Here is a 15,328-nt window from a genome sequence, read left to right on the forward strand (position 1 = left end):
GTTATCGCGGGACCAACAGCGCACTTCCAAGACCTCACCGCGGTAACACTCCGGTAATCAGCGGCTCAAACCCCCGGTCACGCCTGGCACTGCGGGCTACCATTGGCCCGCTTGCAACCGCAGAAGGGCGGATCCACCCATGAGCACCTACAAGGTCGGGTACTTCATCGGAAGCCTGTCATCCACTTCGATCAACCGGATCCTGGCAAGTGCACTGATCAAGCTCGCTCCCGAAGATCTCGAGTTCGTCGAGATCCCGATCCGGGACCTGCCGCTCTACAGCCAGGACTACGACAACAACTTTCCTCCCGAAGCCACCGCGTTCAAAGAGGCGATCTCGGCCGTGGACGCGGTGCTCTTCGTCACGCCCGAGTTCAACCGGTCGATCCCCGGCGCACTGAAGAACGCCATCGACTGGGCATCCCGTCCGTGGGGTCAGAACTCCTTCGACCACATCCCCGCCGCCATGATCGGTGCGTCAGTCGGGAAACTCGGTACGGCCGTCGGTCAACAGAGTCTGCGGGCGGTACTGAGCTTCTGCAATGCCCGGCAGATGACCGCACCGGAGGCGTATATCCAATACACCCCAGAGGGATTCGGCGAGGACGGCACCGTGAACGACGCCTCCACCGAGAAGTTCCTGCGCAAATACATGCTCGAGTTCCGCAACCACATCCACCGGGTCCTCACGGTTCTACCGCGTTAGCGGACCGGGTATTCGACCACCACGAAGCCGTCGTCGATGGCGCCCAACCGGCCACCTGCCTGGTGCATCGCCATCGCCGCTGCCGCCAGTCGGCGGTAGGCGCCGGCCGCGGCGGGCAGGTCCGTCGCGCGATCGGCCGCATGCCGGTGGCCAAGGGTCTCGACGGTGCGCAGCACAACACCGTCGACCACCGCGTGCAGGCGCAGTCGACTGCCTTCGGCGATCAGATCCTTCGACGGACCGATGCGGGCCGAGACCAACGCCCACCGGCGATCGCCGGCCTCCCCGGGCCCGAATTGCGCCTGAACCCGGGCCAGGGTGTCGGCGTCGATCTCCGGCCCGCTCAGTTGCTCGAGTCTGTCGCCCCGGGCCAGCAGCCACGGCGTGGCAGTCGCGGCCTCGACAGTCAGCCGGTCCGAGCGCTCGTCGGCAGGTTCGTCGACAATGCGCAGACGCCAGCGCAGACGCGGAGCCAGGTCGCCTGACGGGATACCAACAGGACTGACGGGTGCGCGGCCGCGCATGCGACGGGACTGCCGACGCGCATGCAGCCGACCGTCCGACATCGGCGCCACCAATGTCCAGCCGGCCACGTGCGCGGCCAACAACTGTTCACCGGTCGCGGTGAGTTTGCCGGCCAGCTCCGGCAAGGTCCCGACGTCGTCGAGGTCCCAGTCGAGTTGGGCCGAGTACTCCGACCCCGGCCACGGCGAGGGTGCTTGGTTCGTTTGTGTTGTCATCGGTGCCACCTGGTTCTCCCGGCAACGGCGCCCGGCCCGCGGGGACTCGGTGGACGATTCCACCAACCCATCGCGTCCGGCAGCTCACCGCGCCAATTCAGTTGAAGAGAACGGGGTCCCTCACAGATGAGGTCCGGCGTCAGCAGAAGTATAGCCGTGAGCACCGACGTCGCACGTAGCGCTCACGCGGATCGGCCTCGGGGAGTATCAAGGAACCATGCACCTCAAACTCAGCGACGAAGACGTCGCCTTCCGCGAGGAACTGCGGAGCTTCTTCGCCAACGAAGTCCCCAAAGAACTCCGTGAGCGCGCCGCAGCCGGTACCTCGATCTGGCCCGACGACATGATTGCCGTGCAGCGCAAACTCAATGAGCATGGCCTGGCGGTTCCGAAGTGGCCGGTCGAGTGGGGTGGCAAGGACTGGACCCCGGTGCAGAAGCACATCTGGCAGAACGAGATGAATCTCGCCTCCGTCCTGGAACCGCTGGCCTTCAACGCCGACATGGTCGGACCGGTGATCGCCAACTTCGGCTCGCAGGAGATCAAGGAGCGGTTCCTCCCGGCCACGGCCAACCTCGACATCTGGTGGTGCCAGGGCTTCTCCGAACCCGAGGCGGGATCCGACCTCGCGTCGCTGAAGACCAGGGCCGTGCGGGACGGCGACCATTATGTGGTCAACGGCCAGAAGACCTGGACCACGATGGCGCAGTTCGCCGACTGGATCTTCGCGCTCGTCCGGACCGATCCCGATGCCCCGAAACGTCAGGCGGGCATCAGTTTTCTGCTCATCGACCTGAATACCCCTGGTATCACCGTCCGGCCGATCCAGCTGATCGACGGCGGCTTCGAGGTCAACGAGGTCTTCTTCGAAGACGTGAAGGTCCCGGTCGAGAATCTCGTCGGCGAAGAGAACGCCGGATGGAGTTACGCCAAGTTCCTGCTCGGCAACGAGCGCGCCGGGGTGACCCGGGTCGGCATCACCAAGACCCGGCTGGCCCGCGCCAAGGAACTGGCCGCCGCCATCCCGTCGGGCGACGGAACGCTGCTGCAGGATCCACTGTTCGCCGCCCGGCTCGCCGAGCTCGAGAACGAGGTGCTGGCACTGGAACTCACCCAGCTGCGGGTGGTCGCCGCGTCGGCAAACGGCAAGCCCGATCCGGTGTCGTCCGTCCTGAAACTGCGTGGCAGCGAGTTGCAGCAGGCGTCGACCGAGCTTCTCGCCGATATCGCCGGAGTCGACTCACTCGCAGTGAATGCTGCTGACATCGCTTCTCCCCATTGGGCTCAGGAGACGGTCCCGACGTACCTCAACTTCCGCAAGGTGTCGATCTACAGCGGTTCGTCAGAGGTGCAGCGCACCATCATCGCGTCCTCCATCCTCGGGCTGTGAAGTCGCCCGCACACCTGTAAAGGACCACCGAAAACCATGGATTTCGAATACAGCGAAGAACAGACGATGCTGCGTGACACCACGCGCGACGTGCTGTCCAAGTTCTACGATCTCGAGAAACTCCGCGAGGTCACCGATACCGACCTCGGCTGGAGTCGCGACCTCTGGAAGTCGTTGGGGGAGATCGGGATTCTCGGCCTGTCGTTCAGCGAGGACGACGGCGGAATGGGCGCCGGCCCCGAGGAGATCGGCGCCGTGCTCGGTGAGTTCGGTCGCGCACTCGCTCCCGAACCGCTTCTCGACGCGGTCATCATCCCCGGCGGGATCATCGCCGACACCGGCAACGACGAGCAGAGGTCGAAGTACCTGCCCGCGCTTGCCTCCGGTGAACTGCTCGCCGCATTCGCCCATCAAGAGCCGGGAGACCGCTGGCCGAACGCCGCGGTGACGACCACCGCAACACCGGCCGGCGACGGCTACACACTGACCGGCACCAAGAACCCGGTGCTGCACGGTGACTGCGCCGACACCCTGGTGGTCACCGCCCGCCTCGACGGGGACATCCGGCTCTTCCTGGTGGATGCCGATGCAACCGGTGTTGCACGCACTGCGTTCCGGACCCACGATTCGCGGCGCGGCGCCCAGATCGTCCTGCAGGACGCGCCGGCAACACTGCTCGATTCCGGTGACACCTCCGCAGCCTTGATCCGCAGCGAAGTGGTCGCGCAGGTCGGGTTGTGTGCCGAAGCAGTCGGCGCCATGGACGAAACAGTGCGGCTGACTGCCGAGTATCTGAAGCAGCGCAAGCAGTTCGGGGTGCCGCTTGCCAAATTCCAGACGTTGACACATCGGGCCGCGGACATGTACGTCCTTGTCGAACTGGCCCGCAGTATGAGCCTGTACGCGACGGTTGCGTTGGCCGAAGGCGACATCGATCCGGTGATCGCCTCGCGTGCCAAACTGCAGATCTGCCGGTCGGCACGCAAGGTCGGGCAGGAGTCGATCCAGATGCACGGCGGTATCGGAATCACCGCGGAGTATCCGGTCGGCCACTACGCGAGCCGATTGCTGGCCATCGAACACACGCTCGGTGGCAGTGCGGAACATCTGCGTACCCTCGCCGACCGCGTCGCGGACTATGACAAGATCCTGATCGGATAGTGACAACACTCATTGACATGCCGTACCGGCGGCGCATCGACGAATCTGGCTGACGGGTTCGTCGACCAGACCTCACCAGGAGAACCATGGCTGCCCCCCTGCTCGAAGCGTCCACCGAGATCAAAGCCTCCGCCGAACAGGTGTGGAAGGTGGTGTCCGATCTGAAGCGGATGGGCGAATGGAGCCCGCAATGCCGCAAGGTCATCGTTCGCGGCAGCGGACCGATCACGCTCGGGACCAAGACCATCAACGTCAACAAGCGCGGTCTGCTGGTCTGGCCGACCACGGCCAAGGTTGTCCGGTACGAGCCGAACAAGGAGATCGCGTACCGGATCAAGGAGAACGGCAGCGTGTGGAGTTTCACCATCACGCCCTCCGACAACGGTGTGAAGCTCACCGAACGCCGGGAAGCACCCAACAACACCAGCAAGGTCTCGCAGGTCCTCATCAACGTTGCGATGGGCGGCGAGAAGCCCTTTGATGCTGAACTGGTGGACGGGATGAATCAGACACTGACGAAGATCAAACTCGCCGTCTCCTGACCCGCCTGGGGTCGATCAGAGTTTCTTGAGCAGGGCGGGCAGGTCCGCGATCGAGTCGATGACGTGGTCGGGGACCTGCCCGAACTCGTCGGCGTGCAATGCGTCGAGTTGTTCGGGCCGGAACTTTCCGGTGCGGACCAGCACACCGACCATCGCTGCCTTCTGTGCGCCGAGAACGTCGCCGTGGATGTCGTCGCCGACCATGACCACCTCGGCGGGATCACCGACTCCGAGCATCTCCACCGCGTGACGGAATCCCAGCGGCGACGGCTTCCCGATCGCCGGGATCTTCTTTCCGGTCGCCTTCTGCAGACCTTCGAGGTAGATCCCGGTGTCGATCTTGGGGCCCGAGGCCGTCGACCACGACATGGACCGGTGCATCGAGATCGCGGGGACACCGTCGATCATCCAAGCCAAAGCCTTCGACAGCAGATCGTGGGTGAACGAGGGTCCGGCACCGCCGAACACCAGCACCTGCGGGTCATCTTCGACGATGTTGATCCCGGCCATGTCCTCGGTGACCGGGCCCTCGTTGAGAACCATCACCCGCTTGCCAGGGTGATGCGATCGCAGGTACTCGGCGGTGAGCACCGCAGCGGTCAGGATCTCGCTGTCGGCCACCTTGAATCCACCGCGGGTCAGCGTCTGCGCGATCTGACTCCTCGACTTGGATGTGGTGTTGGTCAAGAACATCCGGGGAATCCCGGATTCGGCGATCGCTTCCAACGCTTCGACAGCGCCGGGCAGCGGCTCCCACGAAGTGACGATCACCCCGTCGATGTCGAGTAGCAACCCTTCAGCCATGACTCAAAAACTAGTCCTGCCCCTGCGCGGGCGCACGGTGGGATGGGCAGCTTGCTGACAGGCGCCCTTCCGGTCCGGCATGCTTGGCCTCATGCCCGATCAACGCGCACCCACCTTTTCTGCCCTGTCCAAACGAGTGACCGGCCTGATGACGCGCGCACATTCCGACCTCGCCGACGTGGTTGCCCTGCCGTCGGTGCACGTCGACCCGGCTAAACGCGACGACTGCCGGGCCAGCGCCGCCTGGGTGCGCGGAGCCTTTTCCGATGCCGGTGTCGACTCGCTCGTGATGGACACCGTCGACGGGAGTCAGACGGTCCTGGGCTTCGTCCCCGGCCCCGCCGGAGCCCCGACGGTCTTGCTCTACTCCCACCACGACGTTCAGCCCTCCGGTCCGGAGGAGCTGTGGGAGAGCACACCGTTCTCCCTGACCGAACGGGACGGCCGCTGGTTCGGACGCGGCGCGTCCGACTGCAAGGGCAACGTGGTCGCCATTCTCACCGCGCTGCGCGCTCTCGATCCGCTTCCGCCGGTGGGGATCAGAATTGTCATCGAAGGATCTGAAGAAGCCGGCGGCGAAGGCCTCGAGCACCTGGCCCGGACACGGCCCGAATTGTTCCAGGCCGACATGATCCTGATCTGCGACACCGGCAACGTCGCACCCGGTATCCCCACACTCACCACCAGCCTGCGGGGCATGGCCGCGGTGAAGGTGTCCGTGGAAACGCTTGCCTCCGAAGTACATTCCGGGCAGTTCGGCGGCGGCGCCCCCGACGCGCTGGCCGCATTGATCGCGGGCCTGGCAACACTTCGCGACGCCGACGGCAACACCACCATCGACGGTCTCACCAGCGATCAGGCCTGGCCCGGTACCCCGTATGACCCGAAACAGTTCCGGGCCGACTCGACGACTCTCGACGGCGTCGACCTCATCGGTTCGGGAACCCCCGCCGAAATGGTGTGGGCGCGTCCGGCTGTGACCGTGATCGGCATCGACGCACCACCGACCGCCGGAGCACCCGCTGCGATCAACCCACGGGCGGCGGCGCAGCTGAACCTTCGGGTACCACCCGGCATGAACCCAGACGATGCTGCCGCCGCGCTGGAAAAGCATCTGCTCAAACACATTCCGTGGCACGCGCGGGTGGATGTCGAGATCGGGGCCACCGGCGCCCCGTTTTCCGCTGACACCTCCGGCCCGGGTTACACCGCCCTGACCAAGGCGATGGCCAAGGCCTACGGCAAACGCGTTGTCCACTCGGGTCAGGGCGGCTCCATTCCGCTGTGTACCGTGCTCGCAGAGATCTGCCCACAGGCCGAGATCGCACTCCTCGGTGTCGAAGAGCCCGCCTGCCGGATCCACGCCCCGAACGAGAGCGTCGATCCCGACGAGATCTCCAAAACTGCACTGTCCCTTGCCCTTTTCCTCTCGAAGTACGGAGCCCAGAACTGATGCGCAGCGTTTCCGAACATCAGGATGTGGTGGCGGCGCTGTTCCGCGCGCCGCGCGTCGTCACAGTGCCCGCCGCATCCGCACTGGGCCGCGTCCTCGCGGAAGACATCGCTGCCCCGATCACGTTGCCGGGCTTCGACAATTCGGCCATGGACGGCTACGCCATCCGCGCCGAAGACATCTCCGCCGCCACCGAGGAATCTCCGGTGACCCTGCCGGTGGCCGCCGACATCCCGGCCGGACGTACCGACGAACTCACCCTGGCGCCCGGAACCGCACACCGGATCATGACCGGGGCACCGATGCCGGCCGGCGCCGACGCGGTGATCCAGGTCGAACGCACCGACGGTGGCACCGACAACGTTGCGATCTTTGCCGCTGCCCCGGCCGGCACGGCAATCCGCCGGGCCGGGTCCGACATCGGCGCCGGCGTGCGCGCGCTGCCCGCCGGCCGTGTCCTGCGGGCCCCTCAGCTCGGCCTCGCCGCCGCGCTGGGCCTGGCCGAGCTACCGGTCTACGCGCCGGTACGCGTGCTGGTGCTCTCCACCGGCAGCGAACTGGTTCCGGCCGGCACACCGCTGGAGTTCGGTCAGATCTACGAGTCGAACGGCGCGATGCTGACCGCGGCGGCCATCGAGGCCGGCGCCCACGCCACCCAGGTTCATTTCGTTCCCGACGACGTCGTCGAATTCCGGGCCCGTCTCGACAGCTACATCGACGGCGGGGATGAGCCGGGCGTCGATCTGATCATCACCTCCGGCGGGGTCAGCGCCGGCGCCTACGAGGTCGTCAAGGATGCCCTCACCGGTGAGGGCGTCGACTTCGTGAAGGTTGCGATGCAGCCCGGGATGCCCCAGGGCTGCGGCACCTACACCAGCGCCGGCGGCAACCCGGTCCCGATCATCACGTTGCCGGGCAATCCGGTCAGCGCCCAGGTGTCGTTCGAGGTGTTCGTCCGCCCACCGCTGCGGTCGGCGATGGGACTACCCGCCCAGCGCAGAACCATCCCGGCATCGGTCACCGAGACCTTCAGCTCACCCAAGGGAAAGCGGCAGTTCCGGCGCGGAGAGCTCACCGTCACCGACGGTCGCGCGCAGGTTCAGCCCATCGGACCGCCCGCGTCACACCACCTCGCATACATGGCATCGGCCAACGTCCTGTTGGACATCTCCGCCGACACCGACAAGGTCGAAGCCGGCAATACGGTCGAGGTATTGGTACTCGAAGAGCTATGACAACCCATCACCGACATCGCCCGGGACCTGCGGCTACGGCGGTATCACCAGCGCCGACCGCGGACCGCAGTGTGCGCCTGCGACAATAATTGCCATGGCCAGACGCCCCACTCCGACAGACGCCGAGCCGACTACCGGTCTGGCTCACATCGCCGACCTCATCCGCGAGACAGTGCCGCCACTACATCGCGCCGGGATCCCGTTCGTGGCGGTACCCGCCGCCATTGCTCTTGCCGGACGCAAACACGGATGGATCCGCACGCCGGCCACCGTCGCCGCACTCGCCACCGCCGCGTTCTTCCGCCACCCGTCCCGGGTGCCACCGAACGCGCCCGGTGTTGTTGTCGCCCCGGCCGACGGTCAGGTCGCCCTGGTCGATCATGCGGCCCCGCCGGCCGAGTTGGGACTCGGCGACACACCGCGTCCCCGAGTCTCGATCTTCTTGTCCGTGTTCGATGTGCACGTGCAGCGGATCCCCGCCGCCGGCAAGGTCGAGGCGATCGAATACCGGTCGGGGTCGTTCGTCAGCGCCGACCTCCCGGAAGCCAGCGACGCCAACGAGCGCAACTCGATGCTGATCCGCACCGACGACGGCGCCGAGCTCGCCGTGGTGCAGATCGCCGGACTCCTGGCCCGCCGCATCGTCTGCGATGCCAGGCCCGGTGATCAGGTCACACTCGGCGACACCTACGGCCTGATCCGGTTCGGATCCAGGGTCGACCTCTACCTGCCTGAGGGCACCCGCCCGCTGGTGTCCGTCGGGCAACGCGCGGTGGGCGCGGAAACCGTCCTGGCGCAATTGAAATGATCGCATCCGGACGGGGCGACACGAAGCGGTCGGCCTCCCGCCATCTCTCCACCACCCCCCACCGCCGACGACGGCCCAGTCGAGCCGGAACCCTGAACACCGGCAAACTGCTCGTGCCGTCGGCCTTCACGGTGCTCGCGATCTGCGCGGGGATGTCGGCCACCAAGTTCGCACTCGACGGCCGCGTCGACTTGGTCGTCGCGATGATCGCGGCCGCAGCACTGCTCGACGGTGTGGACGGCCGGATCGCGCGTCTCCTCGGTGCAACAACGAAAATCGGCGCCGAACTCGATTCGCTCGCCGATGCCATCAACTTCGGGGTCACCCCCGCACTTGTGCTGTACGTGTTGATGTTGGAGGGCAACGACGTCGGCTGGCTGCTCGCGTTGATCTACTGCTGCGCAATCGTTTTGCGTCTGGCCCGGTTCAACACCCTGATCGATGACGATGACCGTCCGCAGTACACGAAGGACTACTTCGTCGGCGTACCCGCGCCGGCCGCCGCCCTGATCGCGATCATGCCCATCGCGCTCGATCAGCAATTCGGCAGCGGTTGGTGGACATCGGACGCTTTTGTCGGCGTATGGATGACCTCGACCGCACTGCTCGCGGTGAGCCGTATACCCACCGCGTCGTTCAAATCGTTTGCCGTACCACCCAATGCGCTGGTGCTCGTACTGATCGGCGTGGCCCTGTTCGCCGCCGCACTGATGACCTACCCGTACGCACTGATGCTGGCTGCCATCGCGCTCTACCTGCTCCACATCCCATTCGCCTGGCGCACCAAACGCTGGGTCGCCAGCCGACCGGAGACCTGGGACTACCATCCGCGTCAACGTCGTGCCGAACGCCGGGCGATCCGGCAAGTGCGTCGCGGACGTCCGACGAAATCCGCAGCCCGCCTCGGATTGAGGCGTCCCGGGCACTGATACCGGTAGTTTTGCTTCTGTGACATCCGATTCCGCGTCCGCTGGTCCCGCCTACTCCGGATCGCCGCAGCTGACACTGACCGCACGGCTCAACCTGTCGGCAGCAGAAGCCCGGCGCGGCATCGTCCGGGTGCACCCCGAAGTACTCGCCGGCCTGGCGTTGCGCGAATGGGATGGCGTCGCGGTCATCGGATCGCGGACCACCACCGCGGTGATCGCCGCAACCGCATCGACCGAACCCACCGGTATCGCCCTGCTCGACGAACTGACGCTGTCGAACGCCGGGATCAAACCCGACGCACCCGTGGTGCTCGCCCCCGCGGTGGTCCACGGCGCCACCCGCATCGTGGTCCGGGGTTCGTCGCTGACATCGGAATCGGTGGACGTACGGACATTGCGGCGGGCCCTGCTCGGCAAGGTCGTGACGGTCGGCGATGTGGTCTCGCTACTCCCCCGCGACCTCGGCCCCGACTTCGCCACCTCTGAGGCCACCCGCAAGTTGGCACGGTCGGTCGGCATCACCTGGACCAACGAACTCCTGACGGTCGTCGCAGCCGAACCCGACGGCCCGGTGAGTGTGCAGCCCGACACCGCCGTCCTGTGGGCGGACGGAACAGAGGGCCCCAGCACAGCGGCCGCACCGGCACCCCGCACGCGGCCGCGCGCACAGACCCCGAGCACCCCGCCACCGGCGGTTCGACCCGTCGACGAGCTCGTCGGTGTGGATACGCAGGTCGGCAAACTCACCGAGTGGATCGGGCTCACCCTCGACAACCCGGAACTGCTCACCACCCTCGGCGCCCAGGCCCGCCTCGGAGCACTGGTCACCGGCCCACCCGGTGTCGGCAAGGCGACGGTGATCCGGGCTGTGTGCGCCGACCGCAACCTCGTCTACCTCGACGGCCCGCTCACCGGCGCCCTGGAGTCGTCAGGACGGCTGGCCGCGGTCAAAGATGCCGTGGATCAACTCATTTCATCGTCCGACAAGCGCGGGGCCGTCCTGTTGATCAGTGACGTGGAAGCACTGCTGCCGACCGAGGCCGATCCGGTGTCGGCGCTGATACTCGACGCGCTGCGCACCGCGATCACCGCGCCGCGGGTCGCCCTCATCTGCACCAGCTCACGGCCGGAGAACCTCGACTCCCGCCTTCGCGACCCCGACCTCTGCGATCGGGAACTGTCGATCGGCCTGCCGGACAGCAAAATCCGGCGCGGCCTGCTCACCGCTCTGCTGACAAAAGTTCCGGCCGAAACGATCGATCTCGGCGACATCGCCTCCCGAACCCCCGGCTTTGTTGCCGCCGACCTCGCGGCCCTGACCCGCGAAGCAGCGCTGCGCGCTGCCGCCCGCAGCGCGCGAGACAGCCGGCCTCCCAAGCTGACCGAAGCCGACCTCAGCGGCGCACTCGAGGTGATCCGGCCGGTGTCACGGTCGGCCTCGCCCGAGGTGGCGGTCGGGGGCATCACCCTCGACGACGTCGGTGACATGGTCGAGACCAAGCAGGCGCTGACCGAGGCGGTCCTGTGGCCACTGCAGCATCCGGACACGTTCACCCGCCTCGGCGTCGATCCACCCCGCGGTGTGTTGCTCTACGGTCCGCCGGGTTGCGGCAAAACTTTTGTGGTGCGCGCCCTGGCCGCATCCGGACAGCTCAGTGTCCACAGCGTCAAAGGTGCTGAGCTCATGGACAAGTGGGTCGGCAGTTCCGAAAAGGCCGTCCGCGACCTGTTCGACCGGGCTCGCGAATCCGCACCGTCGCTGATCTTTCTCGACGAGATCGACGCGCTGGTCCCGCGCCGTGGGCAGTCGTCCGACTCCGGTGTCGGCGATCGGGTGGTCGCGGCGCTGCTCACCGAACTCGACGGCGTCGAACCGTTGCGTGACGTGGTTGTCCTCGGCGCCACCAACCGGCCCGACCTGATCGACCCCGCCCTCCTGCGCCCCGGCCGCCTCGAACGCCTGGTGTTCGTACCGCCGCCCGACGCCGGCGCCCGCGGCGACATCCTGCGCACGTCGAGCCGGTCGGTACCGCTGGCAGACGGCATCGATCTCGATGAACTTGCCGCTGACCTCGACGGATACTCCGCCGCCGACTGCTCGGCGCTCCTGCGCGAGGCGGCCCTGGCCGCCATGCGCCGCAACATCGACGCCGCCACCGTGACCGCCGAGGACGTTGCCTCGGCCAGGGCGAAGGTTCGCCCCTCCCTCGACCCCGACCAGGTGGAGAATCTGCGGCAATACGCCGACAAGCGCGGCGTCTGAGCCCGCGCAATCGCGCAATTAAGTCAAAACGTTGACACGCTGACCCGTTTGATGGAATCGTGCTGAGCGAGTGTTCAGCATTTTGCGGAATCGTCGGCTCGAAGCGAAGCCCGGCGTCTGTCGATCTTGAAAGGTTTGGTGCACGATGGCGGGACGTTTGGAGGGCAAAGTCGCCTTCATCACGGGAGCGGCGCGTGGTCAAGGACGTAGCCACGCAGTGCGTTTGGCACAGGAAGGTGCCGACATCATTGCTGTCGACATCTGCGGACCGATCTCGGACGAGCCGGCCGTGATCGCGGCGTCCACGCCGGAAGACCTCGCCGAAACCGTCAAGCTGGTCGAGGATCTCGACCGCCGGATCGTCGCAATTCAGGCAGATGTCCGGGATTTCGATGCCCTGAAGGCAGCCGTCGACAGCGGCGTCGAGCAACTCGGGAAGCTCGACATCATCGTTGCCAACGCCGGCATCGGCAACGGCGGCGCCACCCTCGACAAGACCAGCGAGCGCGACTGGCAGGAGATGATCGACATCAACCTGTCGGGTGTCTGGAAGTCGGTGAAAGCCGGTGTGCCGCACCTTATCTCAGGTGGCAACGGTGGATCGATCATCTTGACCAGCTCGGTCGGCGGACTCAAGGCCTACCCGAACACCGGTCACTACATCGCTGCCAAGCACGGCGTCGTCGGGCTCATGCGCAGCTTCGCCGTCGAACTCGGCGAGCATTCCATCCGCGTCAACTCTGTGCACCCGACCAACGTGAACACGCCGATGTTCATGAACGAAGGCACCATGAAGTTGTTCCGCCCCGATCTGGAGAACCCGGGCCCGGAGGACATGGAACTCGTCGCGAAGTTCATGCACGTGCTGCCGATCGGCTGGGTCGAACCCGAAGACATCAGCAACGCGGTCCTGTTCCTGGCTTCCGACGAAGCCCGTTTCGTCACCGGCGTCACGCTGTCTGTCGACGCCGGCAGCTGCCTGAAGTAGTCAGACCGATGTCCGGAAGAATCCACGAGCGGCGTTTCGTCGCCCGTGGATTCTTGCGTTTTATGAAGAACTGAAAGGCCTACCGATGGTTGACATCTCGACAGCAGATTTCTTCAGCGATCCCACGCTCGCGGACGATCCCTATCCGTACTTCGACGAACTGCGGTCGCGATGTCCGGTGCATCCGATCGGCATGCCACGGGTCATGGCCGTCACCGGCTATGAAGAGGCCATCGAGGTCTACCGCGACGCCGAAGTGTTCTCTGCCTGCAATTCCGTGGCCGGACCATTTCCGCCGCTGGAGGGCCTGCCCGCCGGCGACGACATCAGCGACTACGTGGAGCAGAACCGGGAACACTGGTTCTTCTTCGAATACCTGATCACCATGGACGGTGAGGCCCACGAAAAGGAGCGGGGCCTGCTTCGTCGCATCATGACCCCGCGTCGGCTCAGGGAAAACGTCGAGGCGATGTCCGCGATCGCCGACCAATGCCTCCTCGAAGGTGTCAGCAGCGGCGCCAGTGAGGTCGTCGGGGATTTTGCGCGGCCGTTCACCACACTGGTGATCGCCGACCTCCTCGGCATGCCGGACGAGGACCGGGTGAACCTGCGAATGAGCAACTTCAAGGCCAAGGTTGTTGGTGCCCTGGGTAGTTCAGAGACCATCGAGACCAACCTGCTGCAGTATTGCGAAGAACGATTCCTGGAGTACGTCATCGATCGGAGGGCCAATCCACGCGACGATGTGCTCACCCAACTCGCCAACGCCACCTACCCCGATGGTTCCATCCCTGAGCCCGACGTCGTCGTCCGACTGGCATCGTTCCTCTTCGGCGCCGGCCAGGACACCACCGCGCGGCTGATCGGCTCGGCGCTGCGCATCATCGCCGAAGATCAAGGGCTGCAAGCGAAGCTGCGCGCGGACAACAAGCTCATTCCGGCCTTCATCGAGGAGACCCTTCGCCTGGAGAGCCCCACGAAGAGCGATTTCCGGTACACGAAATCGGCCGTCAACCTCGGTGGGGTCGACGTCCCGCCCGGCACCACGGTGATGGTGCATCCCGGCGCCTGCAACCGCGACGATCGCAAGTTCGAGAACCCGGACGAGTTCGATCTCGACCGCGAGAACAACAACCAGCACATCGCATTCGGTCGCGGCGCACACACCTGCCCGGGCGCACCGCTGGCACGCGCCGAGGCCACCATCACCGTCGAACGGTATCTGGCGAGTTCCGGCAACATCTCGATCAACGAAGAGAAGCACGGCCCGGCCGAAGGTCGCACGTACAGCTACGAAAAGACCTTTCTGCTCCGTGGGCTGTCCGAACTGCACCTGCTGTTCACCCCGCCGGCGCAGTGATGACCATGACCACATCGCGCCCGAGACTCACTGTGGACAAGAACCGCTGCGAAGGCCACGCCATGTGCGTCCAGAGTGCTCCCGAGGTCTTCGACATCGGCGACGACGACCTCGCCATCTGGGTCGAGTATCCGCCGGAAGGTACCGAGAAGGCAGTCCGTGCCGCGATCGCCGCCTGTCCCCGGCAAGCGATCAGCATCTCCGATTCGCCCTGAAACCTGTCGGATATGAGGTCGGCGAGGGAGATTTACCCTCGGCGACCTCGAATTCAACAGTCTTCAGGGGTGCTGGGCTCCCAGGCGTCTACGACTGCGAGACCTGATAGGTGATCGCCGTCGGGCCGCTGACCGATGCTTCGGTGGTGCCGATCACCACGGTGTAGCGCTTGCCGTCCGACTCCGCGACAAAGCCCTTCACCGATTCGCTGCCCTCCTGGCGCTGGAACTGTTCGGTGTAGCCGGCGTCGAGGAGTTGTGTCGATGCGTTGTCGAATGGATCGCCGGCATCGGCCCGGCCTGCCACGGTGAGATTCCAGCCGTCCTTGGCCGTGCCGCCGACAGCGAGCACCGCGCCCTCGATCACCGGGACCGCGGCGGGAAAGTCATCCGGCAGTGCGAGCGATCCGGCCGTCGTCGAATCAGGCTCTGATTCATCGCTGCCACACGCTCCCACCAGCAAAACCAGACCCGCCAAAACCAGCATCACAACCACCCGCACCCGAACCATGCGAACAGACTAGGGGGTGAGGTCGCCGACTGGCGCACCGACCTGCGGCCCGCTTTTCCGTGACCTGGCCCAACGGTTCCCGACCTGGGTGATTGACTCCCGAATACGTCACCTAGCAGCACCAACGGTAGGCTGGACACCAGAGAACGAGGCCGGACACCACACAGCGGCACGCGCAGACCACCGGATTTGCGTAGTTTGCTCCCTGCGGCCTCGCGCGACG

General features: G+C 65.7%; 15 protein-coding genes. 12 read left to right on the top strand and 3 right to left on the bottom strand.

Annotated elements, in window-relative coordinates:
* Window positions 1-139: 139 nt before the first annotated feature.
* Entirely contained in the window at window positions 140-706 is a 567-nt protein-coding gene (locus H290_RS0102930; protein ID WP_020105267.1) for an NADPH-dependent FMN reductase, read from the top strand.
* Here H290_RS0102930 and H290_RS0102935 read toward each other — a convergent pair.
* Entirely contained in the window at window positions 703-1,446 is a 744-nt protein-coding gene (locus tag H290_RS0102935) for a hypothetical protein (RefSeq protein WP_155976660.1), read from the bottom strand. The genes H290_RS0102930 and H290_RS0102935 overlap by 4 nt on opposite strands.
* Window positions 1,447-1,663: 217 nt before the next feature.
* On the opposite strand from H290_RS0102935, the gene H290_RS0102940 reads away from it, so the two are divergent.
* From H290_RS0102940 to H290_RS0102950, 3 genes are all read left to right on the top strand, one after another.
* Window positions 1,664-2,836, top strand: a complete 1,173-nt coding sequence (locus tag H290_RS0102940; protein WP_020105269.1) for an acyl-CoA dehydrogenase family protein — start codon at window positions 1,664-1,666, stop codon at window positions 2,834-2,836.
* Between the two features lie 36 nt (window positions 2,837-2,872).
* Window positions 2,873-3,997 (top strand): acyl-CoA dehydrogenase family protein, encoded by a 1,125-nt coding sequence (locus H290_RS0102945; protein WP_020105270.1) that lies wholly within the window; start codon window positions 2,873-2,875, stop codon window positions 3,995-3,997.
* An 86-nt stretch (window positions 3,998-4,083) separates the two neighbouring features.
* Window positions 4,084-4,539: an SRPBCC family protein gene (locus tag H290_RS0102950; RefSeq protein ID WP_020105271.1), complete on the top strand. Its 456-nt coding sequence runs from the start codon at window positions 4,084-4,086 to the stop codon at window positions 4,537-4,539.
* 15 nt (window positions 4,540-4,554) lie between these two features.
* Here H290_RS0102950 and H290_RS0102955 read toward each other — a convergent pair whose 3' ends face one another.
* Window positions 4,555-5,343 (bottom strand): HAD-IIA family hydrolase, encoded by a 789-nt coding sequence (locus tag H290_RS0102955; protein WP_020105272.1) that lies wholly within the window; start codon window positions 5,341-5,343, stop codon window positions 4,555-4,557.
* A 91-nt stretch (window positions 5,344-5,434) separates the two neighbouring features.
* Between H290_RS0102955 and H290_RS0102960 the strand changes: the two genes are divergently transcribed.
* From H290_RS0102960 to H290_RS0102995, 8 genes are all read left to right on the top strand, one after another.
* On the top strand, window positions 5,435-6,796 hold the full coding sequence (locus tag H290_RS0102960) for a dipeptidase (protein WP_020105273.1): 1,362 nt from the start codon (window positions 5,435-5,437) through the stop codon (window positions 6,794-6,796).
* Window positions 6,796-8,031 carry a gephyrin-like molybdotransferase Glp gene (glp, locus tag H290_RS0102965; RefSeq protein WP_020105274.1) on the top strand — a complete coding sequence of 412 codons (1,236 nt, stop codon included), beginning with the start codon at window positions 6,796-6,798 and terminating at the stop codon, window positions 8,029-8,031. The genes H290_RS0102960 and glp overlap by 1 nt, the downstream gene beginning before the upstream one ends.
* A gap of 94 nt (window positions 8,032-8,125) precedes the next feature.
* Window positions 8,126-8,839, top strand: a complete 714-nt coding sequence (locus H290_RS0102970; RefSeq protein WP_020105275.1) for a phosphatidylserine decarboxylase — start codon at window positions 8,126-8,128, stop codon at window positions 8,837-8,839.
* Entirely contained in the window at window positions 8,836-9,768 is a 933-nt protein-coding gene (locus H290_RS0102975; RefSeq protein WP_020105276.1) for a phosphatidylcholine/phosphatidylserine synthase, read from the top strand. The genes H290_RS0102970 and H290_RS0102975 overlap by 4 nt, the downstream gene beginning before the upstream one ends.
* A 19-nt stretch (window positions 9,769-9,787) precedes the next feature.
* Window positions 9,788-12,031 (top strand): AAA family ATPase, encoded by a 2,244-nt coding sequence (locus tag H290_RS0102980; RefSeq protein WP_020105277.1) that lies wholly within the window; start codon window positions 9,788-9,790, stop codon window positions 12,029-12,031.
* Between the two features lie 145 nt (window positions 12,032-12,176).
* On the top strand, window positions 12,177-13,019 hold the full coding sequence (locus H290_RS0102985) for a mycofactocin-coupled SDR family oxidoreductase (protein ID WP_020105278.1): 843 nt from the start codon (window positions 12,177-12,179) through the stop codon (window positions 13,017-13,019).
* Between the two features lie 85 nt (window positions 13,020-13,104).
* Complete coding sequence (locus tag H290_RS0102990; protein ID WP_020105279.1) at window positions 13,105-14,379, top strand: cytochrome P450; 1,275 nt, start codon at window positions 13,105-13,107, stop codon at window positions 14,377-14,379.
* Window positions 14,379-14,594 (top strand): ferredoxin, encoded by a 216-nt coding sequence (locus tag H290_RS0102995; RefSeq protein ID WP_020105280.1) that lies wholly within the window; start codon window positions 14,379-14,381, stop codon window positions 14,592-14,594. Before H290_RS0102990 ends, H290_RS0102995 begins: the two co-directional genes overlap by 1 nt.
* A gap of 88 nt (window positions 14,595-14,682) precedes the next feature.
* Here H290_RS0102995 and H290_RS0103000 read toward each other — a convergent pair whose 3' ends face one another.
* Window positions 14,683-15,105, bottom strand: a complete 423-nt coding sequence (locus H290_RS0103000) for a hypothetical protein (RefSeq protein WP_020105281.1) — start codon at window positions 15,103-15,105, stop codon at window positions 14,683-14,685.
* Between the last annotated feature and the right edge of the window lie 223 nt (window positions 15,106-15,328).

This window comes from Nocardia sp. 348MFTsu5.1 (genome assembly GCF_000383535.1).
Taxonomy (GTDB): domain Bacteria; phylum Actinomycetota; class Actinomycetes; order Mycobacteriales; family Mycobacteriaceae; genus Williamsia; species Williamsia faeni.

Bases quoted from the DNA above. Each gene is read 5' to 3' on its own strand.
- H290_RS0103000 (WP_020105281.1), bottom strand. From the start codon at position 15,105: ATGGTTCGGGTGCGGGTGGTTGTGATGCTGGTTTTGGCGGGTCTGGTT.
- H290_RS0102970 (WP_020105275.1), top strand. From the start codon at position 8,126: ATGGCCAGACGCCCCACTCCGACAGACGCCGAGCCGACTACCGGTCTG.
- H290_RS0102950 (WP_020105271.1), top strand. From the start codon at position 4,084: ATGGCTGCCCCCCTGCTCGAAGCGTCCACCGAGATCAAAGCCTCCGCC.
- H290_RS0102935 (WP_155976660.1), bottom strand. From the start codon at position 1,446: ATGACAACACAAACGAACCAAGCACCCTCGCCGTGGCCGGGGTCGGAG.
- glp (WP_020105274.1), top strand. From the start codon at position 6,796: ATGCGCAGCGTTTCCGAACATCAGGATGTGGTGGCGGCGCTGTTCCGC.
- H290_RS0102990 (WP_020105279.1), top strand. From the start codon at position 13,105: ATGGTTGACATCTCGACAGCAGATTTCTTCAGCGATCCCACGCTCGCG.
- H290_RS0102930 (WP_020105267.1), top strand. From the start codon at position 140: ATGAGCACCTACAAGGTCGGGTACTTCATCGGAAGCCTGTCATCCACT.
- H290_RS0102985 (WP_020105278.1), top strand. From the start codon at position 12,177: ATGGCGGGACGTTTGGAGGGCAAAGTCGCCTTCATCACGGGAGCGGCG.
- H290_RS0102960 (WP_020105273.1), top strand. From the start codon at position 5,435: ATGCCCGATCAACGCGCACCCACCTTTTCTGCCCTGTCCAAACGAGTG.
- H290_RS0102955 (WP_020105272.1), bottom strand. From the start codon at position 5,343: ATGGCTGAAGGGTTGCTACTCGACATCGACGGGGTGATCGTCACTTCG.
- H290_RS0102995 (WP_020105280.1), top strand. From the start codon at position 14,379: ATGACCATGACCACATCGCGCCCGAGACTCACTGTGGACAAGAACCGC.
- H290_RS0102945 (WP_020105270.1), top strand. From the start codon at position 2,873: ATGGATTTCGAATACAGCGAAGAACAGACGATGCTGCGTGACACCACG.
- H290_RS0102940 (WP_020105269.1), top strand. From the start codon at position 1,664: ATGCACCTCAAACTCAGCGACGAAGACGTCGCCTTCCGCGAGGAACTG.
- H290_RS0102975 (WP_020105276.1), top strand. From the start codon at position 8,836: ATGATCGCATCCGGACGGGGCGACACGAAGCGGTCGGCCTCCCGCCAT.